Consider the following 23,042-nt stretch of genomic DNA (forward strand, 5'->3'; position numbering starts at 1 on the left):
AGAGGGGGCAACACTCCGTCGCCGGACGGGTCGCCGTGCGCGGCGCATGCCCGGGATATAACGGGCATACGCCGCGTAAGCCGACATTACGGATGTGCTGCCTTGCCCCGGTTCAGCGTCATCGTGCCCGTCCACAAGGTGCAGGCCTACCTGCACGAGTGCCTGGAGTCCGTGCTCGGCCAGAGCTTCTCGGACTTCGAGGTGATCGCCGTCGACGACCGCTCCCCCGACGCGAGCGGTGCCATCCTCGACGCCTTCGCGGCCCGCGACCGCCGGGTGACCGTCCTGCACCTGAAGGAGAACGTGGGCCTCGGCCCGGCCCGCAACGCCGGAACGGCCCGCGCCACCGGGGACTACCTGCTCTTCCTCGACAGCGACGACACCCTCGCCCCCGGCTCCCTGCAGGCCCTCGCCGACCGCCTGAAGGAGACCGCGGAGCCGGACGTCCTGGTCTACGACTACGCCCGCACCTACTGGGACGGCCGCGTCGTGCGCAACCAGCGCGCCGCGCTGCTCGCCCAGGACGGCCGCCCCGCCGGGCCCCTCGACGACCGCCCCGACCTGCTGCGGCTGCTGCCCGTCGCCTGGAACAAGGCGTACCGGCGGGAGTTCGTGCAGCGTCGTGACGTCGCCTTCCCGCCCGGCTGGTACGAGGACGTCCCCTGGACCTACCCCCTGCTGCTGGCCGCCCGCAGCATCGCGGTCCTCGACCGGGTCTGCGTGCACTACCGGCAGCGCCGCAGGGGCAGCATCCTGCGCACCACCAGCAGCCGGCACTTCGACGTCTTCGACCAGTACGACCGGGTCTTCGCCTTCCTCGACCGCAACCCCGCGCTCGACGGCTGGCGGCCCGCCCTCTTCGGCCGGATGACCGACCACCTCCTGGCGGTCTACAACACCCCGGGCCGGCTGCCCCGCTCGGCCCGGGGCGTCTACTTCCAGCGCTGCAGCGTCCACTTCCGCCGCTACCGCCCGCAGGAGCCGGGCAGCCGCGCGCACGGTGTCCCCGGCGGCGTCCGGCGGCTGCTGGTGCGGCTCGGCGCGCGGCAGGTCTTCGACGCCGTGCGCACCGCCAACGCGCTGCGCAGGAGGCTGCGGCGGCTGGCGAAGGACACCTCCCGGGCGGCCGGGGAGGCGGGCCTGCGGCTGCACTACCGGATCCAGCGGCACCGCTCCCTCGACCCGGACCTCGCGGTCTTCGCGGCCCGCCGGTACGGCGGCTACGGCGGCGACCCCGCCGCCCTGGAGGCCGCCGTCCGCGACCTGGCCCCGCACGTCCGCACCGCGTGGATCACGACCCCGGCGTACGCGCACACCCTGCCGCGCGGCGTACGCCGGCTCCAGCCCGGCTCGCCCGCCTACTGGACAGCGCTGGCGCGCGCCACCTACCTGGTCAACGACGTCAACTTCCCGCACGCCTACCGCAAGCGGCGCGGCCAGGTGAACCTCCACACCCACCAGGGCACCCCGCTCGGCCGCACGGGCCTGGACGTCCAGGGGCACCCGGCCGCCTCGGCGGGCCGGGACTTCGCCCGGATGCTCGCCCACACCGACCGCTGGGACTTCTGCCTGTCCGCCAACCCGCACTCGACGGTGGTCTGGGAACGGGCCTACCCGGCCGGCTACACCACCTTGGAGCACGGCCGGCCCGGCAACGACGTCCTGCTGCGCGCCGACGCCGACGACGTGCGGCGCATCCGCGCCGGCCTCGGCGTCCCGGCCGGGTCCACCGCGCTCCTGTACGCGCCCGCGCACCGCGACTACCGGCGCGGCTTCCACCCGCCCGTCGACCTGGTCCGGCTGGTCCGCGAACTCGGCCCCGGCCACGTCGTCCTGTACCGCGCGCCGGACGGCGACGCCGGCACGGCCACCCTCCCCGAGGAACTGCCCGACACCGTGCTGGACGTCTCCGGCCACCCCTCGGTCCAGGAACTGTGCCTGGCCGCGGACGCCCTGCTCACCGACTACTCGTCGCTGATGTTCGACTACGCGGGCCTGGACCGCCCGATCGTCGTCCACGCCGAGGACTGGACGGCCTACCGGGCCGCCCGCGGCACCTACTTCGACATCACCGCCGAGGCGCCCGGCCCGGTCGCCCGCAGCGAGGACGAGCTCCTGTCCATCCTCACCACCGGCACCTGGCGCGGCCCCCGTTCGGCCCAGCTGCGCGCCGCGTTCCGGGCCCGTTTCTGCCCGTACGACGACGGCCACGCCGCCGAACGGGTCGTGCGCCGCGTCTTCCTCGGCGAGGACGGCGGCCAGCCCTGCGCCCTCCCCCCGGAGCGCCGCACCCCGGCCCCGCCGGCCCGCCCGTAGCGCCGCCCGCGCCTAGGCCGCCGCGGGCTCACACCGGCGGCGGCGCCGGGGTGCGCTCGTCCGGCTTGAGGACGGGCAGCAGCTCGCGTTCGCCCAGCAGCACGCGGCGCACGACCCGTTCGGCGGCGCGGCCGTCGTCCCAGGGGCAGAAACGGGCCCGGAAGGCCGCCCGCAGCTCGGCGGCCTCCGGCGAGGACCAGGCGCCCGAGCGGAAGGCGGTGGCGATGCCGGCCTCGTCGCGGGCGACGACGCCCGGGGTGTCGCCGGGGCGCCCCGAGACCAGGTCGAAGTAGACCCCGCGGGCGGCCCGGTAGACCTCCCAGTCGGCGGCGTGCACCACGATCGGGCGGTCCAGGCCCGCGTAGTCGAACATCAGCGACGAGTAGTCGGTGAGCAGGGCGTCGGAGGCCAGGCACAGCTCCTCCAGCGGGGTGTGCGCGGAGACGTCCAGCGCCCCCTCCGGCAGCGCCGCCGGCCCGGCCCCCGGGTGGAAGTAGTGCGCGCGGACCAGCACCAGGTACTCCCGGCCCAGCGCCCGGCACAGCCGGGCAAGGTCGAGCTGCGGGACGAACTCCCGCTGGTAGTCGCGGTGCGTGGGGGCGTACAGGATGGCCCTGACGCCGTCCGGGACGCCCAGCCGGGCCCGGATCCGGCGCACGTCGTCGGCGCCGGCCGTGAAGTAGGCGTCGTTGCGGGGGTATCCGGTGGGCAGCGTCAGGTAGCTGCCGGGGTAGACCCGCTCCCACACCTCGCTGGAGTGGGGGTTGGCGGACAGGGAGTAGTCCCACTGGTCGGCGTGGTCCAGCAGCCGGCGGAAGCTCATGCCCTTGGCCACCGCCGGGTGGGCGCGCAGGTCCATGCCCATGTGCTTGAGCGGGGTGCCGTGGTGGGTCTGCAGGTAGACCTGGCCGGGGCGCTTGACGACCTCCCCGGTGAAGTTGGCGTTGTTCACCAGGAAGCGGGCGCGGGCCAGCAGCTCCCAGTAGCGGCGGGAGTTCACCTCCACCCGGTCGACGCCCTCGGGGACGGCGTCCCGGGCGCCGCGCCGGACCACCCACACCCCGTGCAGGTGCGGGGCGATCTCCCGGGCCTTGCGGTGGATCGCGGCGGGGCTGCACAGCACCCCCCGGTTCCAGTACGCCGCGTACACCACCAGGTCGTCGTCGAGCGGGCGGCGGCGCTCCAGGGCGTACCAGCGGCGGTACACCTCGCGGGCCGCGGCGTTGCGGCGGACCCGCAGCCGCCGGGCCGCGTCGGCGCGCAACTCCGCCGCGCGGTGCGCTGCGAAGCTGCCGGGCAGCCCGGCACGGCGGAAGAAGGCGGCGCGGTCCTGCGGGCGCAGCCGCCCGGGATCGTCCAGGACGGCCGTCAGCCGCCGGTCCCGCTCGGCGCGCAGCACCGGCAGGTCGTGCCGGGCCAGCAGGGCGTCGTACCGGTCGGCCAGCGCCAGGTGCTGCGGGCCCGGCGTGCTGGAGAAGCTGCCGTGGCGGCGCCTGCGCCAGGTGACGCAGACCCGGTCCAGGCAGGCGATGCGCGGGGCGGCGAGCAGCGTCTCGTACACCACCGGCACGTCCTCGTACGGCCCGGTGCCGAACCCGAAGCCGGCCCAGTAGTCGCGCCGCACCACCCGGTTCCAGGCGGCGGGGAAGACCGTCAGGCACTCGGGGCGCTCGGTGGCCCGGAAGACGGCGTGCCCGGCGAGGGCGGCGGCCTGCAGGAAGGGGCCGTCACCGCTCTCCGCGCGGTGCTCCCACACGTCGAGCCGGTCGTGGTCGAAGAGCAGCACCTCCGGGTCGCCGGTGGCCCGCAGCCGTGCGTCCAGGGCGGCCAGGGCGCCGGGCGCGAGGAGGTCGTCGGCGTCGAGGAAGAGCAGGTAGTCGCCGCTGGCGCGGGCCGCGCCGGCGTCCCGGGCCGGGCCCGCGCCGCCGTTGCGCGGCCGCCGCAGCGGGAGCACCCTCGGGTCGGCGGCGGCGACCTCCTCGACGACGGCGGCCGACCCGTCGGGCGAGCAGTCGTCGACGGCGATCAGCTCCAGGTCCGCGTACCGCTGCCCGAGCACCGACTCCAGGCACGCACGGACGTAGCCCTGGGCCTTCCACACCGGGACGATCACGCTGAACCGAGGCATAGCGCCGAGCGTAAGCAGCGGCGGCCCCCGGCGCCCGGTGGATCACCCGAAAGGCGCAGGCGAGGTGACCGAGGAGGCGGTCGCGAGTTGAACCCCTCGCCCCCTGTCGCCCTCGTCCGGAAAGGGCCACGTCACCATGGTGTCGCGCACGCCCCGCCTCACGGTCGTCGTTCCGGTCCACAACGTCGAGAGCTGGCTGGAGGAGTGCCTGCGGTCGGTGGCCGCGCAGACCTTCGACGCGCTCGACGTCGTCATGGTCGACGACGGCTCCACCGACTCCGGTCCGGAGATCGCCCAGGGCTTCGCCGACCGCGACCCGCGCTTCCGCCTCGTCCGGCAGGACAACGGCGGACTCGGCCACGCCCGCAACACCGGCACCCGGCACGCCGACCCGCGCACCGAGTACCTGTGCTTCCTCGACAGCGACGACATCCTGCCGCCGCGCGCCTACGAAACGCTGGTGGGCCTGCTGGACGGTTCGGGCTCGGACCTCGCGACCGGCAACGTGTGGCGGCTGACCGCCGACGGCCGCAGCCAGGCCTGGCAGCACCGGGAGATGACCCGCACCGTCACCGGCACCCACATCACCCGCGACCTGAGCCTGCTCTCGGACCGGGTCGCCTGGAACAAGGTCTTCCGCCGCACCTTCTGGGAGCGGCACCGGCTCGCCTTCCCCGAGGGCGTGCTCTACGAGGACACCCCGCTCACCATCCCCGCGCACTTCCTCGCCGACGCCGTCGACGTGGCCCACGAGCACGTCTACTACTGGCGGATCCGCGAGGGCTCCATCACCCGGCGCCGCACCGACGTCAGGGGCGTGCGCGACCGGATCGCCGCCGTCGACCACGTCAGCCGCTTCCTCGGCGACCCGGCCCGCACCCGCTGGACAGCCTTCAAGCGGGCCTACGACCGCTCGGTCCTCACCGACGACCTGCTGTACTTCATCGACGCCCTGCCGATGGCCGGCCCCGAGTACAGGCGCGTCTTCATGGACCGCTGCCGCGACTGGCTGACCCGGGTCGACCCCGCACTCTTCCCCGAACTGCCCGCCGCGCTGCGCATCAAGTGGCACCTCATCCTCAAGGACCGCCTCGACGACCTGCTGGCGGTGCTCGACCACGAGCAGCGCAACTCCGCCGGCTTCGCCGTCGCCGGCCCGCCGCTGCGCAAGCGGGCGGTGCTGCGCGGCGCGGACGGCGGCCGGATCGCCCTGCCGGCCGCGGCGGCCCGGCTGCGGCGCTCGGACTTCCCGGTCCGGGCGCGGGTGCGCGAGGTGGTGCGGGAGAACGGCCGGCTCGTCCTGCGCGGCTACGCCTACCTGCGCAACATCGACGCGGACCGCAAGGGCGCGGCCCACATCACCGCCGTCGCCGTCCACGGCCACGGCCGCCGGGCCAAGGTGGTGCTGCTGCCGGTCAGGATCCGGCAGGAGCCCGCCGCGACCCTCAACTCGCGCCAGGAGGAACACTGCTACGACTGGTCCGGCTTCGAGATCACGATCGACCCGGCGCGGCTGGCCGGCGGCCGCCGCCAGGGCGAACCGGGGACCGGCCGCTGGCGGCTCGGGGTGGTCGTCGCCGCGAAGGGCGTCATCCGCACGGCGGGCCTGCGGGCCGCGGACAGCGGCTCGGGCGCGTCCCCGCCGTCGTACGCGGCCGGCGGCGGCCTGCGGCTGGTGCCGTACTACCGGCAGGGACGGCTGCACCTGTCGGTGGAGCCGGAGGTACGGCGGCTGACCGCGCACCGGGCGACCGCCGACGGCGCCGCGGTGGAGCTGGACTTCACCGGCGCACCGCAGGCGACGGCGGTACGGCTGACGCACTCCGCGACACCCACCGTGCTGGAGTACCCGCTGCGGCCCCTGGCCTCCGGGGAGGCGGACGACGGCGTCCGCCGGGCCCTCGTGCCCCTCGCCGCCCTGGCGGCCGCCCGGCCCGCGCTGGACGCCGGGCCCAAGGAGATCCGCCCCGAGGACACCGACAGCTGGGACGTGGCGCTGCTGCGCCCCGGGCACGCCGACCCCGTCCACCTCGACGGAGCGCTGCCCGCCGGGCACTACGACCTGGGCACCGACCCCCGTCTCGGCGGCACACCGCGGCGGCTGCTGGTCGAGGCGAAGGCGTCGGGGAAACTGGTGCTGCGCGACCGCACCCCGCAGCCGGTGGCCGACGCGATCGGCTGGACCGCCGAGGGCGCCCTGGTCGTGGCGGGCCGACTCGCCCCCGGTTCCGCGCCCGGCCCGGCCGAACTGGTGCTGCGCCACGGCACCCACCGCGTGGAGCACGCCGTCCCGGTCCAGGCCGACGGCGTCCCGGGGCGGCGGCCCGGATTCCCTCCGCCGTCCAGCGCCATCCCGGCGCTGCCGCAGGCCCCGGAGGACGCCGCGGGGCCCGGCCCGCACGAAGGGCGCCGCTTCACCGCCACCCTGCGCCCCGGCGTGCTGGACTCCCTCGCCGGCACCGTCCCGCTGCCCGCCGGGCGCTGGTACCTGCACCTGCGCGACGGGGCCGGCACGGAAGCCCCGGTGCGGGTCGCGCCGGGGGTGTTCGAGGCGCTGCCGATGGCGGCGGAGGCCGGCGGCAAGTCCTTCTCCGTCGACCGGCGCTTCCACGACCGGCTGTTCCTCGACTCCCGGCCCACGGTGCCGGAGCCGCAGCGCGGCCCGTACCGGCAGCGGGTGCTGCGCGAGAGGCACCACCCGCGCACCCGCGGCCTGCCGCGCCGCGAGGCGGTGCTCTACAGCGCCTTCGACGGGCGGGCGTACGGGGACTCCCCGCGCGCCGTCCACGAGGAGCTGCTGCGCCGCCGCGCGGCGGACGGCCTGGAACACCTGTGGGTGGTCAGGGACGGCCAGGCACCGCCGCCGGCGACCGCCCGCCCGGTCGTCCTGCACAGCGCCGCCTGGTACGAGGCGCTCGCCCGCGCCCGTTACGTCGTCACCAACACGCACCTGCCGCCGTGGTTCGTGCGCCGCCCCGACCAGACCGTGCTGCAGACCTGGCACGGCACCCCCCTCAAGCGGACCGGCCGGGACCTCGCCGGCACCCTGTGCGCCGACCTGGTGCACCTGCCCCGCCCGCCACGCGACCCAGGCGCCCAGTGGAGCCTGCTGCTGTCGCCGAACGTCCCCAGCACCCCGCTGCTGCGCACCGCGCTCGGCTACGACGGCCCGGTCGCCGAGACCGGGCTGCCCCGCACGGACGTCCTCTTCGCCGACGACCGCGACAAGGTCGCCGCCGCGCTGCGCGACCGGCTGCGGATCCCCGCGGACCGCACCGTCGTGCTGTACGCGCCGACGCGCCGCGACGACCAGGCGTACGACGGCGAGCACTACCGCATGTCGCCGTACCTGGACCTGGCGGAGGCCGAACGCGCCCTGGGCGCCGACCACGTGCTGCTCTACCGCTCCCACCCGCTGGTCGCCGACCGCGTCCGCACCCCGCGCTCCGGGTTCGTGCGCGACGTGTCCTGCCACCCGGACGTCGCGGAACTGCTGCTGCTCGCCGACGTCCTGGTCACCGACTACGCGTCACCGGCGGCCGACTTCGCCAACACCGGCCGCCCGATGCTCTTCCTCGTCCCCGACCTGGAGCACTTCCGCGACACCCTGCGCGGCTTCTACCCCGACTTCGAGGCCCAGGCCCCCGGCCCGCTGCTGCAGTCCACCGCCGAACTGGCGGGCGCGCTGCGCGACCTCGACGCCGTGGCACGGCACAGCGCCGACGCGTACGCCCACTTCCGCGCGACGTTCTGCCACCTCGACGACGGCGGCGCGGCGGCCCGCGCCGTCGACCGGCTGCTCGAACCCGACCGTCACCGACCCTGAGGGAACCCAGGATCCACATGCCCCGCTTCTCCGTCATCGTCCCGGTCCACAAGGTGCAGGGCTACCTGCGCGCCTGCCTCGACTCGGTGCTGTCGCAGTCACTGCCCGACCTCGAGGTCATCGCGGTCGACGACCGCTCGCCGGACCACTGCGGCCGCATCCTCGACGAGTACGCGGCCCGCGACTCCCGGGTCGTCGCGCTGCACCACGACGAGAACCGGGGCGTGGGACGGGCCCGCAACACCGGCGCGGAGCGGGCCACCGGCGACTACCTGCTCTTCCTCGACGGGGACGACACCCTCGCCCCCGGCTCCCTGGAGGCGGTCGCCGAGCGGCTGAAGCAGGACGGCGACCCGGACATCCTCTACTTCGACCACGTGCGCACCTACTGGTGGGAGGCGGCCGAGAAGAGCGTCTTCGGGGACCTGCTCGCCTCCGCCGGCACCGAGGTCTTCCGGATCACCGAACGCCCCGAGTTCCTGCGGCTGTTCGCGATGACCTCCAACCGGGTCTACCGCCGCGCCTTCTACCGGGAGCACGGCTTCTCCTTCAGCGACGGCATCTACGAGGACGCCCTCGTCTCCTACGTGACGATGCTCAGCGCCGAGCGGATCTCCTGCCTGGCCCGGGCGGTGCTGGAGTACCGGCAGCGGCGCAGCGGCGCCAGCACCCGCAGCCCGGGCCGCAACCACTTCGTCATCCTCGACCAGTACACCCGGCTCTTCGCGTTCCTCGACGCGCCCGGCCGCGAGCACCTCGCGCCGCTGCGGCCGATGCTCTTCGAACGGGCCGTCAGCCACTTCCTGTTCTGCCTCGGCAACCCCGACCGCATCCCGCCGCGGCTGCGCGGCGCGTTCTTCCGGCTCGCGGCCCGCTGGTACGCCCGGCACCTCCCGGAGGGCTTCACCGCCCCCGCGGACAAGGCCCTCGGCTACCGGCGGCTGGCCCGCGGCAGCTGGCTGCTGGCCCGGTTGGGCGACGTGCCGCGCGAGGTCCGCAAGGAGCTGACGCGGCGCAGGCGGCGGGTGCGCCGGCAGCTCGCGCAGCGGGCCAAGACCGCGCTGTACGCCTACCACCTGCGGCGGCCCCTCGACCCCGGCCTCGCGGTGTACTCGGCGTACTGGGACCGCGGGGTGTTCTGCAACCCGGCCGCGATCTACCACAAGGCGCGGGAGATCGCCCCGGGCGTCCACGGGGTGTGGCTGGTCCGCAAGTCCGACGTGCCCCGGGTGCCCAAGGGCGTGGACTACGTCGTACCGCGCACCCGGCGCTACTGGCGGCTGATGGCCCGGGCCACGTACCTGATCAGCAACGTCAACTTCCCCAACGACGTGCGCAAGCGGCCCGGCAGCGTCCACCTGCAGACCCACCACGGCACCCCGCTGAAGAAGATGGGCATCGACCAGCAGCGCTACCCGGCCTCCGCCAAGGGCATGAGCTTCCGCCGGCTGCTGGAGCGGGTCGACCGCTGGGACTACAGCCTGTCCTCCAACCCGCACTCCAGCGAGGTGTGGGAACGCGTCTACCCCTCCTCCTGGCAGCACCTGGAGACCGGCTACCCGCGCAACGACGTCTTCCTGACCGCGGGCGCCGCCGAGGTCGCCCGCGCCCGCGCCGCCCTGGGCATCGCCCCCGGCCGCACCGCGCTCCTGTACGCGCCCACCATTCGCGACTACCAGCGCAACTTCGTGCCGCGGCTGGACGTGGAGCGGGTGTGCCGCGCCCTCGGCGAGGACTTCGTCCTGCTGACCCGCATCCACTACTTCCACGGCGAGGACGCCCGGCTGAAGGCGCTGCACGAGGAGGGGCTGCTGGTCGACGTGTCCCGGCACCCCTCGGTCGAGCAGCTGTGCCTGGCCGCCGACGCCCTCGTCACCGACTACTCGTCGATCATGTTCGACTACGCGCTCCTCGACCGCCCCATCGTCGTCCACGCCGACGACTGGCCGGTCTACCGGGCCAGCCGCGGCGTCTACTTCGACCTGCTCTCCGGCGCCCCGGGCGAGACCCCCGGCGCGGTCTCCACCAGCGACGACGAACTGATCGCGACCTTCCGGGACGGCGCCTGGAACAGCCCGGAGGCGGCCCGGCTGCGGGCCGCGTTCCGCCGCCGCTTCTGCGCCTTCGACGACGGCCGGGCCGCCGAGCGCGTCGTACGGCGGGTCTTCCTCGGCGAGAGCGATCCACTGCCCTTCGTGCCCCTGGAGGAGCGCACCCCCGCACCCGCGCCCGGAGTCCCGGCCGGCGCCGGCCCGCTGGAGGAGCCGCGCTCGGGTCCGCAGGAGGCCGCCGCACGGCCCTGACCGCGCCCCGTACGGGCCCCGCCGGGATGCAGCGGCGCCCGTCACGATCAAGCATCGAGAGGACGAGGTGACGAGCCGACGAGGGCCGGGAGGGCTGCGGTGACCGGCGTGCTGACCCAGCGGGACTGGCGGATCCAGACGTACGAGCTGCGGGAGGTGCGCCGGCCCTCCCCGTACCTGATCCTCGGCACCCTCTTCTGGGCGGTCGTGGCCTACCGCACCTGGCAGGCGCCGATCGCCTCCGACTTCGGGCAGCACGCCGCCGCGATCGAGCGGATCGCCGCGGACTGGCGGCACCCGGCCAACCCGCTGCTCGACGTGCCGGGCACCGGCAGCCCCTACTTCACCCCGTACACCGTGCTGCTGGGCCTGCTGTCGAAGCTGACCGGCGTACCGGGCTGGCAACTGCTCAAGGGGTGCGGCCCGGTCAACCTGGCGCTGGTCGTCACCGGCATCGGCGCCTTCACCCGCACCCTGAGCCGCCGCCGCTGGGCGCCGGTGCTGGCGCTCGCCGCGTTCGTGCTGCTGTGGGGGCCGGAGCACAAGGAGTGGAGCGGCTTCCTCGGCCTGCAGTCGATGATCCGCGGGCTCACCTACCCCAGTGCCTTCGCCGTGGGCGTGACGTTCTGGGTGTGGGCGCTCACCGCGCGGGCCGCCCGCCGCGGCGTCGCGGGGACCTGGCTGCACGCCTGGCTCGGACTGCTCATCGGGACCGTGCTGCTGGTCCACCCCTTCACGGCGATGGGCACCGTCATCGGCGTGGTCGCCATCGTCATCGGCATGCAGCGCATGCCCGTCGCCGCCGGGGTCCTCGGCCGGTGGGCGCTGACCGGCGCGGTCGCCTTCGCGGTCGCCGCCTGGTGGCCGTACTTCAGCCTCTCCTCGCTGCTCGGCGACCCCACCGTCGACGACGTCCACCGGCGGCTGTACGCCGACCTGTGGCAGTGGTACGGCCTGGCCCTGGCCGGGTTGCCGGCCCTGCTGTGCCGGCTGCGGGTCAACCGCTTCGACCCGCTGGTGCTGATGTTCGCCGCCGACTGCGCCGTCGCCGCGTACGGCTGGCTCAGCGGCTCCTACTCCTTCGGGCGGATCTTCGGGCTGCTGCTGGTGCCGCTGCAGCTCGCGCTGGCGATCGAACTCGCCGAGGCCCCGCCGTGGACCCCGCTGCGCTCCGTGCTGGCGCCGCTGGCGGCGGTGGCGGCCTGCGCGGGACTGCTGGCGCAGGCGGGCGCCGTCGTCCCGGCCCGCTACGTGCCGCCCGCGCTGCACCTGCAGCGGCTGGGCACCTGGCCCGGCTACCTGTGGGCGCAGGAGCACGTCGCCGTCGGGGACGTGCTGCTGACCGACGGGTACGACCCCAAGCACGTCATGCCCGCCTACGGCGCGTTCCTCGTCTCACCCGCCTGGCCCGACCCGTCGACCACGGCGGCCGACCGCGCCCGCCGCGAGCAGGACGTACGCGCCTACCTGTCCCCCTCGACGCCCGCGGAGCAGCGCCTGGACATCGCCCGTCGCTACCACGTGAAGTGGGTGATGACCGGCTCCGGCGACCCGGCACCGCCGGGCGGCGTCGAGGTCGCCCGGGGCCCGCGCACCGGCGAGCGGCTGTACCGGGTCGGCTGATCCCTTCCACGCGGCAGGGGCCGGGGAGCACCGCTCCCCGGCCCCTGCCGTCGTCCTGCCGCGGTCGTACGCGTCAGCGGCGGGCCCGCAGCAGCGAGCGGATCGTGCGCATCGCCACCGACAGGTTCGCCAGGTCGAAGCTCTCCGAGCCCTGGATCTCGTCCAGGGTCGTCCTGGCCCGCCCGATCAGCGCGCTGTTGGACTCCTCCCACGCCTGGTAGCGCTGCTCCGGGGTGGAGGAGCCGTTGCCGACGGACAGCACGTCCTGGGTGAGCGCCGCGTGCGCCGCGAACAGGTCCTCGCGGATCGACGCGCGGGCCATGGAGTGCCAGCGGTCGGCGCGCGGCAGCTCGATGATCCGGTCGAGCAGCTGCGTGATCTGCAGCCGGTCGGCGAGGTCGTAGTAGACCTCGGCGACCGCCAGCGGGTCCTTGCCGGTCCGGTCGGCGACGTCGACGATGTCGAGCGTCGGGAAGGCCGAGGAGAGCCCGGCGACCCGCGTCGCCAGCTCGTCCGGCACGCCCGCGCCCGTCAGTTCGTCGTGGATCGACTGGTACCACTCCAGGTCCGCGCCGCGCAGCAGCTTCGGCAGCACCGCCCACACGGTGGCGACGCCCTCGCGGAAGAAACCGATCGTCTCGGCGATCGCCAGCGGCTGCGGCCGGTTGTTCAGCAGCCAGCGGGTGCCCCGCTCGACCAGCCGCCGCGAGTGCAGCCGGATCCGGGTCTGGACGTCGGCCGCGACGACCGTGTCCAGCGCCTCCACCTCGTCCCAGACGCCGCCCAGGCCGAAGATGGCGCGGGCCGCGGTGTGCGCCCGAACGATCTCCTCGGTGGTGGCCCCGGTCTCCTCCTTGAAGCGGTGCAGGAAGGTGGTGCCGCCGGTGTTGACGGTGTCGTTGACCAGCACCGTCGTGACGATCTCGCGCCGCAGCGCGTGCTTGTCGATCTGCGCGTGGAACCGCTCGTGCAGCGCCTTCGGGAAGTACGCGTCGAGCAGCTGCCGCAGGTATGGGTCGTCGGGCAGGCCCGTGCCGAGCAGTTCCTCCGCCACCGTGATCTTCGTGTAGGCGAGGAGGACGGCCAGCTCCGGCTGGGTCAGCCCGTGGCCGGCGCTCAGCCGCTCGCGGATCTGCCGGTCGGAGGGCAGGAACTCCAGGGCCCGGTCCAGCTTGCCGTCGCGCACCAGCTTGCGCAGGTAGCGCTGGTGGGCGTGGAGCAGGCTGGCGGACTGCGCCATGCCGTTGGCCAGCGCCACGTTCTGCGCGTAGTTGTTGCGCAGCACCAGGTCGCCGACCTCGTCGGTCATCTCGGCCAGTAGCGCGTTGCGCTGCTTGACCGTCATGTCGCCCTCGGTGACGACCGCGTTGACCAGGATCTTGATGTTGACCTCGTGGTCGGAGGCGTCCACACCCGCGCTGTTGTCGATGGCGTCGGTGTTGACCCGGCCGCCGGTCTGCGCGAACTCGATCCGGCCGAGCTGGGTCAGGCCCAGGTTGCCGCCCTCACCGACGACCTTCACCCGCAGGTCGCCGCCGTCCACCCGGATCGCGTCGTTGGCCTTGTCGCCGACGTCCAGGTGCGACTCGGTGGCGGCCTTCACGTAGGTGCCGATGCCGCCGTTCCACAGCAGGTCCACCGGGGCCTTGAGGATCGCCTTCATCAGGTCGGCCGGGGTCATCTTCGCCACCGGCTGCTCGATGCCGAGCGCCTTGCGAATCTGCGGGGTGAGCGTGATCGCCTTGGCGCTGCGCGGGAAGATCCCGCCGCCGTGCGAGATCAGCTTGGTGTCGTACTCCGCCCACGAGGAACGCGGCAGCTCGAACATCCGGCGGCGCTCCGCGTACGAGGTCGCCGCGTCCGGGTCGGGGTCGATGAAGATGTGCCGGTGGTCGAAGGCCGCGACCAGCCGGATGTGCTCGCTGAGCAGCATGCCGTTGCCGAAGACGTCACCGGACATGTCGCCGACGCCGACGACGGTGAAGTCCTCGCTCTGCGTGTCGTGGCCCGTCTCGCGGAAGTGCCGCTTGACCGACTCCCAGGCGCCGCGGGCGGTGATGCCCATCCTCTTGTGGTCGTAGCCGACCGAGCCGCCGGAGGCGAAGGCGTCGCCGAGCCAGAACCCGTACGAGGTGGCGACCTCGTTGGCGATGTCGGAGAAGGACGCGGTGCCCTTGTCGGCCGCGACCACCAGGTAGGTGTCGTCGCCGTCGTGGCGCACCACGTCGGCGGGCGGCACGACCTTGCCGCCGACCAGGTTGTCGGTGACGTCGAGCAGACCCGAGATGAAGGTCTTGTAGGAGGTGATGCCCTCGGCCAGCCACGCCTCGCGGTCGGCGGCCGGGTCCGGCAGCTGCTTGGCGACGAAGCCGCCCTTGGCGCCGACCGGCACAATGACGGTGTTCTTCACCATCTGCGCCTTGACCAGGCCGAGGACCTCGGTGCGGAAGTCCTCGCGCCGGTCGGACCAGCGCAGGCCGCCGCGGGCGACCTTGCCGAAGCGCAGGTGCACGCCCTCCACGCGCGGCGAGTACACCCAGATCTCGTACGCCGGGCGCGGCGCGGGCAGGTCCGGGATCGCCTGCGGGTCGAACTTCATCGACACGTAGGCGTGCGGCTTGCCGCCGCCGGCGCGCTGGAAGTAGTTGGTGCGCAGCGTCGCCTTGATGAGCGTCAGGAAGGAGCGCAGGATGCGGTCCTCGTCCAGGCTGGCGACCTGCTCCAGGGCGGCGTCCACCTCCTCCAGCAGGGCGTCGGTCAGCTCGCTGCCGGCCCGCTGGTGGTCCGGGGAGAGCCGGGCCTGGAACAGGTTGACCAGCAGCCTGGTGGTGTGGACGTTGTTGCGGAGGGTGTCCTCCATGTAGTCCTGCGAGAAGGCCGTGCCGGCCTGCCGCAGGTACTTGGCGTACGCCCGCAGCACCATCGCCTGGCGCCAGGACAGCCCGGCGCGCAGCACCAGGGAGTTGAAGCCGTCGTTCTCGGCCTGCCCGGTCCAGGTCGCGGTGAAGGCGTCCTGGAAGCGCTCACGGGCGTCGTCGCCGAGGTCGCCCAGCGAGGGGTCGATGCGCAGCCCGAAGTCGTAGATCCAGGCGCGGGTGCCGTCGGCGCGGCGCATCTCGTACGGGCGCTCGTCGATGACCTCGACGCCCAGGCGCTGCAGCACCGGCAGCACCGCGGACAGCGAGACGGGGGCACCGGTGCGGTAGATCTTGAAGCGGCGCTCGTCGGGTGCGGCGCCGACCGGCTCGTACAGGCTGAGGCAGAAGTCCTCGCCGTTGAGCCGCTCCAGGTGCTGCAGGTCCGCGACGGCCGCGCGGGGCGTGAAGTCGGCGCGGTAGCCGTCGGGGAAGGCGTGCGCGTAGCGGCGGGTCAGCTCGGCCGCGCGCTCCTCGCCGCACTCGGAGGTCAGCGCCTCGGCGAAGCCGTCCGCCCACGAGCGGGCGGCGTCCGCGAGCCGGTTCTCGATCCGCTCGATGTCGCGTTCCGTCAGCTGCGGCAGCGCGGTGCCGGACGCGACACGGACCACGAAGTGCAGCCGCGAGAGCACCGACTCGGTGTTCCAGGCGGTGAAGTCGGCCGTGACGCCGTTCAGCTCCTCCTTGAGGATGTCGGTCAGCCGCAGCCGCACGCCCGTGGTGTACCGGTCGCGGGGCAGGTAGACCAGCGCCGAGAAGTACCGGCCGTACTCGTCCTGGCGCAGGAACAGCCGCAGCCGGCGGCGCTCCTGGAGGTAGAGCACGCTGGTGACGATCTCGCGCAGCTCGTCGGGACCGGTCTGGAACAGCTCGTCGCGCGGGTACGTCTCCAGGATCTGCAGCAGGTCGCGCCCGTCGTGGCTGTCCGGGGAGAAGCCCGCGCCGTCCAGCACCTCCTGCACCTTGCGGCGGATCACCGGCACGCGGCGCACGGACTCGGTGTAGGCGGCCGAGGAGAACAGGCCGAGGAAGCGGCGCTCGCCGACGACGTTGCCGTCGGCGTCGAACTTCTTCACCCCGATGTAGTCGAGGTAGGACGGACGGTGCACGGTGGCACGGCTGTTGGCCTTGGTGAGGATCAGCAGCTTGTGCTCGCGGGCCTTCTTGCGGGCGTCCGCGGGCAGCCGGTTGAAGGACGGCGAGACCGCCTGGCCGCTCTCGGACTCCTCCACGCGGTGCTGCGGGTCGGAGCGCAGGATGCCGAGCCCGGTGCCGGGGACGGCGGTGAGCACGTCCTCCTCGCCCTCCGGGGTGGTCTCCGTGGTCAGCGCGTACTCGCGGTAGCCGAGGAAGGTGAAGTGGTCCTCGGACAGCCAGCGCAGCAGCTCCCAGGCCTCGCCGACCTCCTGCTCGGGGAGCGCGGGCGGGGTCGCGGCCAGCTCGTCGGCGATGCGCAGCGCGGCGTCGCGCATCTTCTGCCAGTCCTCGACGGTCTCGCGGACGTCGGACAGCACCCGGCGCAGGTCCGCGGTGATCTGCTTGAGGTCCTCGCGGTCGGTCTCGCGGTCGGTCTCGACGTGGATCCAGGACTCGGTCAGCACGTCGTGCGGCACTCCGGCGCCGTCGCCGGGCACGGCGTCCAGCACCTCCAGCAGCTTCCCGGTCACGTCCCGGCGCACCAGCATCTGCGGGTGGACGACGACGTGGATCGCGCGGTCCTGCCGGGACAGTTCGTTGGTGACGGAGTCGACCAGGAACGGCATGTCGTCGGTGACCACCTCGACGACCGTGTGGCTGCACGTCCACCCGTTCTCCTCCACCGAGGGGGTGTGCACGCGGACGTTGGCCGTCCCCTGCGGGCGCACCTCGGCGAGGCGGTGGTGGGACACGGCGGCGCCGAAGACGTCCACCGGGTCGCGGTCGAGCAGGTCCTCGGGGGCGCTGTGCAGGTAGTAGCGCTGGAGGAACGCTTCCAGCGCCTCCTTCTCGAGGCCCTGGCCAGGTTGTCCCCCCGCCGGGCTGTTCTCAGCTACCCGGGCCGCCCGTGCGAGCAGCTCGGCCTTTGCTTCGTCCAGCTTGGTCTGCATGTCCTCATGCTCCTGTCGCGCGCCATTGCGTGACGTAGGTGATGGAGATCGGTGGATCAGCGCTGATCACGCTGTAAGGCTATCGCTACGGCCGGGGGGGCTGTCAGGGGCTCTTTGTGTACAAAACCACGAACCAATCTTTGACGAACTGGACAGTCCGGCCGGGCGGGTGCAGGTTGAGGAGGGGAACGTCGCGGGGATGTTCCGGGACGTTCACACGACCGGTGCGCGGGACGGCACGGCGGCAGTACGCAGCGGACGGACAGCAGGCGGACAGCAGACGGCGAGAGGCGGGACACCCAGCCATGGCCACCAAGATCCTCATCGTGACCGGCGACGCGGCGGAATCGCTGGAAGTCATGTACCCCTACCAACGGCTCCTCGAAGAGGGGTACGAGGTGCACATCGCGGCGCCCAGCCGCAAGAAGCTCAGGTTCGTCGTCCACGACTTCGAGGAGGGCTTCGACACCTACACCGAGAAGCCCGGCTACACCTGGCAGGCCGACCTGTCCTTCGCGGACGTCGAACCCGGCGAGTACGCGGCCGTGGTCATCCCGGGCGGGCGCGCCCCCGAGTACCTGCGCAACGACCCGGAGCTGCGCAAGGTCCTCAAGGCGTTCTTCGACGCCGACAAGCCCGTCGCGCAGATCTGCCACGGGCCCCTGCTCACGGCCGCCGTGGGCGCCCTCAGCGGGCGCCGCGTCACGGCCTACCCGGCGCTGGAGATGGACATGGAGGCGGCCGGCGCGAGCTTTCAGGACTCCGAGGCCGTCGTCGACGGCGTCGTGGTCTCCGCCCGGGCCTGGCCGGACCACCCGGCGTGGATGCGCGAGTTCCTCACGGTGCTGCGCTCCAAGGCGCCGGTGACCTGACGGCCCGCCGCACCGCCGCCCGGGGCCCGGCGGGGGCCCGGGCGGCGCGGGCGTGCTCGCGGCGGGCGGGGTCGTCGGGGGACGGCCGGGCTCAGGCGGCCCGGGTTCGGGCGGCCGGGTTCGGGCGGCCGGGTTCGGGCGGCCGGGTTCAGGCGGCCGGGTTCAGGCGGCGATGAGGGCCTCGGCCGCCTCCACGGCCTCCTCCAGGGTGTCGACCACCGGCACCCCCGCGGTCTCCAGGCTGGCCCGGCTGTGCGAGCCCCCGGTGTAGAGCACCGCCATGGCCCCGACGTGACGGGCGGCGACGGCGTCGTCGACGGCGTCGCCGATGACCACCATGCGGTCCGCCGCTATGCCCTCCATCGCGGCGACGTGCCGCGCCATCTGCTCGGACTTGCCGCTGTGGCTGCCCTCGGTGCGGCCGTCCACCCGCAGGAAGTGGTTCTCGATGCCGTGCGTGCGCAGGATCGGTATCAGCCGATCGTGGGGCGCCAGGGAGCACAGCGACTGCGTCAGCCCCTCGTAGCGGCGCCGCGCCAGGATCTCCGCCGCCCCCTCGGCGAGACCGCACGTACCGGCGAGGGTCCAGTAGTGGCGGTGGAAGATGTCGTCCATCACCTCCCACTCCTCGTCGGTGGGCAGGCGGCCCATGAGCCGTTCGTAGAACAGCGGGACCGGCACGCAGTACAGCTCGCGGTAGCGCTGCAGGGTGATCCGCGGGAGCCCGATCTCGGCGAAGGAGGCGTTGGTCGCCTCGATCACCGCGTCGATGTCATGGAGCAGCGTGCCGTTCCAGTCCCACACGAGATGCGCGTTCACACCCGAAACCGTACCCAGACCCCATGTCCTCAAGGCAAGTGCCCAGGTCAAATACAATCGCGGCGTGTTCGCGCGGTCACCTCACGCGATGAGCGAGGGGATCTCCTGGGTGGCGTACCAGAGCAGCTCGTGGTCCTCCGCGCCGTCGACGGTGAAACGCGCGTCGTCGTCGCCCGCGTCGGCCGCGCCGAGGGCGTCGGCGGCCGCCGTGACGTCCTGCTCGGCCTCGTCGGCGTCGGCGTGCACGGCGGCCGCCCGCGTCATCGGCACCGGTGCGGCCAGGCGCACCGCGCCCAGCGCGGAGGGGTCCAGGCCGCGGTCGGGGTCGAAGGCGACGGCGCCGTCGGCGACGTCCACCGCGACCACCACGCGCCGCCTGGGGGCGTCCGGCGTGGCGGCGAGCTGGCGCAGTGAGGCCTGGGCGGCGCGGGTCAGCGCGGCGTACTCCAGTTCCTCGATGTCGTCGGAGACGTACCACTCGCGCAGGCTCGGGGTCACGGCGAAGGCGTCCAGCGGGCCGGGGCCCAGCTCACCCGCCTTGTGCGCCTCGGCCAGGCCTGGGAGGGTCGTGGGGATGTAGACGCGCATGGCGTCAGCATACGGGCGCACCACCCCTGATAGGTGAATCCCGCACCGCCTCGCGGACATCGCGGGCCCCGCTTCCCGCCACGGCACCCGTCCCCGTAGAACCCGGTTACCAGCCGGTAGACCACGGGGGTCCACACCATGCCTGTCCTCACGCCCATGCCCACGACCGCGTCCATCGCGTCCACACGGCACGTCACCGCCCTGCCGCCGCACGTCTGGTTCGCCGGGCGGCTGCTGGAGGTCCTCACCGGACGGCGGCCCATCACGAGCCTCGCCGGACGGATGCAGCCCGAGGCCTACGACCGGCTCTGGGACCTGGCCGGAGCCCGCGCCGACTGGCGCTACGTCTCCCGCGGCCACCTGCCGCGACTGCTCAAGCCGCCGCGCGTCTCGCCGGTGCCGGACGGCACGGCCGTCGAGGTCAGCGCCGTCGTCCTGCTCACCCCGCACGTCGTACGGGCCCTCGCCTTCCGGCTGGAGCGCACGGACCGCGAGGCCCCTGTCCCCGGCCCCGTCCCCGTCCCCGGGCGCGAGGGCGCCGTCCGTACGGGCAGCGGCGCCGGATGGCGCTGCGCCGCCGTCGAGGCGCACTGACCGCGCCCCGGAAGGGGTCCCGGACACGCGCCGGGGCCGGACCCCGTCAGGAGTCCGGCCCCGGTCAACACGTCCGCTACTTCTTGCGGCGCCGGCCGCCCTTGGCGGCGCGGCGGCGCTCCGCCCGCGTCAGACCGTCCGACTCCGAGCCCGCGTCGCTCTCGAAGTCGCCCTCGACGACACCGCCCTCGCCGTCCACCGTGGGAGCGGAGAAGTGCAGCCGGTCGGCCCGCTTCGGCGCCTCCAGGCCCTTGGCCCGGATCTCCGGACGGGCGTCCTGCTTGACCAGCGTCGGAGCGGCGTCCTGCGGGGCGCCGGAGTCCACCGGCACCTCCTCGACCTGCTGCTCGACCTGTACCTCCAGGTTGAACAGGTAGCCGACGGACTCCTCCTTGATGCCGTCCATCATGGCCTTGAACATGTCGTAGCCCTCGCGCTGGTACTCCACCAGCGGGTCGCGCTGCGCCATCGCCCGCAGGCCGATGCCCTCCTGCAGGTAGTCCATCTCGTACAGGTGCTCACGCCACTTGCGGTCCAGCACCGACAGCACCACGCGCCGCTCCAGCTCGCGCATGATCTCCGAGCCGAGCTGCTGCTCACGGCTGTCGTACTGCTCGTGGATGTCGTCCTTGGCCAGCTCCGCGATGAAGTCCGCGGTGATCCCCGCGCGGTCGCCCGCGGCGTCCTCCAGGTCCTCCACCGTCACCGTGACCGGGTAGAGCTGCTTGAACGCGCCCCACAGCCGGTCCAGGTCCCAGTCCTCGGCGAAGCCCTCGGCCGTCTCGATCGCGATGTAGTCGTCGATCGTGTCGTCCATGAAGTGCCGCACCTGCTCGTGCAGGTCCTCGCCCTCCAGGACGCGGCGGCGCTCGCCGTAGATGACCTCGCGCTGCCGGTTGAGCACCTCGTCGTACTTCAGGACGTTCTTGCGGATCTCGAAGTTCTGCTGCTCGACCTGCGACTGCGCGGAGGCGATCGCGCGCGTCACCATCTTGTTCTCGATCGGCACGTCGTCGGGCACGTTGGCCATCGCCATCACGCGCTCCACCATCTGCGCCTTGAACAGACGCATCAGGTCGTCACCGAGGGAGAGGTAGAAGCGGGACTCGCCCGGGTCGCCCTGACGGCCGCTGCGGCCGCGCAGCTGGTTGTCGATGCGCCGCGACTCGTGACGCTCGGTGCCCAGCACGTACAGCCCGCCGAGCTCCTTGACCTCCTCGAACTCGGCCTTGACCGCCGCCTCCGCGCGCTCCAGCGCGCTCGGCAGGGCCGCCGCCCACTCCTCGACGTGCTCCACCGGGTCCAGACCACGCTGCCGCAGCTCCGCCTCGGCCAGGTCGTCCGGGTTGCCGCCCAGCTTGATGTCCGTACCGCGGCCGGCCATGTTCGTGGCCACCGTCACGGCGCCCTTGCGGCCCGCCTGCGCGACGATCGACGCCTCACGCTCGTGCTGCTTGGCGTTCAGCACCTCGTGCGGCACACCGCGCTTGTTCAGCTGCTGCGACAGGTACTCGGACTTCTCCACCGAGGTCGTGCCGACCAGGACCGGCTGGCCCTTCTCGTGCTTCTCGACGATGTCCTCGACGACCGCCGCGAACTTCGCCTCCTCGGTGCGGTAGATCAGGTCCGCCCGGTCCTTGCGCTGCACGTTGCGGTTGGTCGGGATCGGGACCACGCCGAGCTTGTAGATCTGGTGGAACTCCGCGGCCTCGGTCATCGCCGTACCGGTCATGCCCGAGAGCTTGGAGTACAGGCGGAAGAAGTTCTGCAGGGTGATCGTGGCGAGCGTCTGGTTCTCGTCCTTGATGTCCACCCCCTCCTTCGCCTCGATCGCCTGGTGCATGCCCTCGTTGTAGCGGCGGCCGGCCAGGATACGGCCGGTGTGCTCGTCGACGATCATGACTTCGCCGTCCATGACGACGTAGTCCTTGTCCTTCTTGTAGAGCTCCTTGGCCTTGATGGCGTTGTTCAGGTAGCCCACCAGCGGGGTGTTCACCGACTCGTAGAGGTTGTCGATGCCCAGCCAGTCCTCGACCTTGGACACGCCGGCCTCGTGGATGGCGACGGTGCGCTTCTTCTCGTCGAAGTCGTAGTCACCGGTCTCGGCCTTGCCCATGCTGCCGGCCTCGCCCGCCTTCAGGCGGGTCACCAGGCGGGCGAAGTCCGAGTACCACTTCGTGGCCTGGTCCGCGGGGCCCGAGATGATCAGCGGGGTGCGGGCCTCGTCGATGAGGATCGAGTCCACCTCGTCCACAACCGCGAAGTTGTGGCCGCGCTGCACCAGTTCGTCCTTCGACCACGCCATGTTGTCGCGCAGGTAGTCGAAGCCGAACTCGTTGTTGGTGCCGTAGGTGATGTCGCAGGCGTACTGCTCGCGGCGCTGCGCCGGGGTCATGTTCGCGAGGATGCAACCGACGTCCAGGCCCAGGAAGCGGTGCACCCGGCCCATCCACTCCGAGTCGCGCTCGGCGAGGTAGTCGTTGGTGGTGATCAGGTGCACGCCCTTGCCGGACAGCGCGTTCAGATAGGTCGGCAGCGTACCGACCAGGGTCTTGCCCTCGCCGGTGCGCATCTCGGCGACATAACCGAGGTGCAGTGCCGCACCACCCATGATCTGGACGTCGTAGTGCCGCTGACCCAGGACGCGCTTGGCTGCCTCGCGGACGGTGGCGAACGCCTCGGGGAGCAGGTCGTCCAGGCTCTCGCCGTCGGCGTAGCGCTCCTTGTACTCGTCCGTGAGCGCCCGCAGCTCGGCGTCCGTCAGATTGACGAAGTCCTCTTCAATGGAATTGACCTGGTCCGCGATGCGGTGCAGCTTGCGCAGGATCTTGCCTTCGCCTGCACGCAGGATCTTGTTGAGGACGGACACGTAGGCTGGCTCCTTGCCGGTCGGGCCTGGCACGGTTTCTCGCGCTGGCACAGCAGGTCACACCCCGCTGCAACGGCCATCGTAAGCGAGGACACCAGCGGG

11 protein-coding genes are annotated in these 23,042 nt (G+C 73.0%); 6 read left to right on the forward strand and 5 right to left on the reverse strand.

Features of this window, described 5'->3' with window-relative positions:
- The first annotated feature begins 102 nt into the window (after nt 1–102).
- Entirely contained in the window at nt 103–2,316 is a 2,214-nt protein-coding gene (locus ACFZAU_RS23490; RefSeq protein ID WP_500553790.1) for a bifunctional glycosyltransferase/CDP-glycerol:glycerophosphate glycerophosphotransferase, read from the forward strand.
- A 28-nt stretch (nt 2,317–2,344) separates the two neighbouring features.
- Here the strand turns inward: ACFZAU_RS23490 and ACFZAU_RS23495 are convergent, their stop codons facing one another.
- Nucleotides 2,345–4,444, reverse strand: coding sequence for a bifunctional glycosyltransferase/CDP-glycerol:glycerophosphate glycerophosphotransferase (locus tag ACFZAU_RS23495; protein WP_500553791.1), 2,100 nt, complete (start codon nt 4,442–4,444; stop codon nt 2,345–2,347).
- A gap of 136 nt (nt 4,445–4,580) precedes the next feature.
- Between ACFZAU_RS23495 and ACFZAU_RS23500 the strand changes: the two genes are divergently transcribed.
- The 3 genes from ACFZAU_RS23500 to ACFZAU_RS23510 all read left to right on the forward strand — a co-directional run bounded on the left by ACFZAU_RS23500 (nt 4,581) and on the right by ACFZAU_RS23510 (nt 12,196).
- Complete coding sequence (locus tag ACFZAU_RS23500; RefSeq protein WP_500553792.1) at nt 4,581–8,270, forward strand: bifunctional glycosyltransferase/CDP-glycerol:glycerophosphate glycerophosphotransferase; 3,690 nt, start codon at nt 4,581–4,583, stop codon at nt 8,268–8,270.
- Nucleotides 8,271–8,287: 17 nt separating this feature from the next.
- Complete coding sequence (locus ACFZAU_RS23505; RefSeq protein WP_500553793.1) at nt 8,288–10,573, forward strand: bifunctional glycosyltransferase/CDP-glycerol:glycerophosphate glycerophosphotransferase; 2,286 nt, start codon at nt 8,288–8,290, stop codon at nt 10,571–10,573.
- Nucleotides 10,574–10,672: 99 nt separating this feature from the next.
- Entirely contained in the window at nt 10,673–12,196 is a 1,524-nt protein-coding gene (locus tag ACFZAU_RS23510) for a hypothetical protein (RefSeq protein WP_500553794.1), read from the forward strand.
- 73 nt (nt 12,197–12,269) lie between these two features.
- Here the strand turns inward: ACFZAU_RS23510 and ACFZAU_RS23515 are convergent, their stop codons facing one another.
- Nucleotides 12,270–17,198: an NAD-glutamate dehydrogenase gene (locus ACFZAU_RS23515; RefSeq protein WP_500553795.1), complete on the reverse strand. Its 4,929-nt coding sequence runs from the start codon at nt 17,196–17,198 to the stop codon at nt 12,270–12,272.
- Nucleotides 17,199–17,503: 305 nt separating this feature from the next.
- On the opposite strand from ACFZAU_RS23515, the gene ACFZAU_RS23520 reads away from it, so the two are divergent.
- A complete protein-coding gene (locus tag ACFZAU_RS23520) occupies nt 17,504–18,070 on the forward strand; it encodes a DJ-1/PfpI family protein (protein ID WP_089228808.1) in 567 nt (188 codons plus the stop codon).
- A 162-nt stretch (nt 18,071–18,232) separates the two neighbouring features.
- On the opposite strand, the gene ACFZAU_RS23525 is transcribed toward ACFZAU_RS23520, so the two are convergent.
- Both ACFZAU_RS23525 and ACFZAU_RS23530 read right to left on the reverse strand, forming a co-directional pair.
- Nucleotides 18,233–18,889: an HAD family hydrolase gene (locus ACFZAU_RS23525; RefSeq protein ID WP_500553796.1), complete on the reverse strand. Its 657-nt coding sequence runs from the start codon at nt 18,887–18,889 to the stop codon at nt 18,233–18,235.
- 81 nt (nt 18,890–18,970) lie between these two features.
- Nucleotides 18,971–19,477: a DUF6912 family protein gene (locus ACFZAU_RS23530; RefSeq protein ID WP_499609679.1), complete on the reverse strand. Its 507-nt coding sequence runs from the start codon at nt 19,475–19,477 to the stop codon at nt 18,971–18,973.
- A gap of 156 nt (nt 19,478–19,633) precedes the next feature.
- Here ACFZAU_RS23530 and ACFZAU_RS23535 point away from each other — a divergent pair, with 156 nt between their 5' ends.
- Nucleotides 19,634–20,071, forward strand: coding sequence for an Rv3235 family protein (locus tag ACFZAU_RS23535; RefSeq protein ID WP_500553797.1), 438 nt, complete (start codon nt 19,634–19,636; stop codon nt 20,069–20,071).
- 76 nt (nt 20,072–20,147) lie between these two features.
- Here the strand turns inward: ACFZAU_RS23535 and secA are convergent, their stop codons facing one another.
- Entirely contained in the window at nt 20,148–22,940 is a 2,793-nt protein-coding gene (gene secA, locus ACFZAU_RS23540; protein WP_500553798.1) for a preprotein translocase subunit SecA, read from the reverse strand.
- Between the last annotated feature and the right edge of the window lie 102 nt (nt 22,941–23,042).

It is taken from the genome of Streptomyces sp. NPDC008238, from assembly GCF_042956445.1.
Classification (GTDB): Bacteria; Actinomycetota; Actinomycetes; order Streptomycetales; family Streptomycetaceae; genus Actinacidiphila.

What these genes read in the sequence shown, in the direction of transcription:
- ACFZAU_RS23495 (WP_500553791.1), bottom strand. Translation starts at nt 4,444, where the DNA reads ATGCCTCGGTTCAGCGTGATCGTCCCGGTGTGGAAGGCCCAGGGCTAC.
- ACFZAU_RS23520 (WP_089228808.1), top strand. Translation starts at nt 17,504, where the DNA reads ATGGCCACCAAGATCCTCATCGTGACCGGCGACGCGGCGGAATCGCTG.
- ACFZAU_RS23505 (WP_500553793.1), top strand. Translation starts at nt 8,288, where the DNA reads ATGCCCCGCTTCTCCGTCATCGTCCCGGTCCACAAGGTGCAGGGCTAC.
- ACFZAU_RS23535 (WP_500553797.1), top strand. Translation starts at nt 19,634, where the DNA reads ATGCCCACGACCGCGTCCATCGCGTCCACACGGCACGTCACCGCCCTG.
- ACFZAU_RS23515 (WP_500553795.1), bottom strand. Translation starts at nt 17,198, where the DNA reads ATGCAGACCAAGCTGGACGAAGCAAAGGCCGAGCTGCTCGCACGGGCG.
- ACFZAU_RS23500 (WP_500553792.1), top strand. Translation starts at nt 4,581, where the DNA reads ATGGTGTCGCGCACGCCCCGCCTCACGGTCGTCGTTCCGGTCCACAAC.
- ACFZAU_RS23530 (WP_499609679.1), bottom strand. Translation starts at nt 19,477, where the DNA reads ATGCGCGTCTACATCCCCACGACCCTCCCAGGCCTGGCCGAGGCGCAC.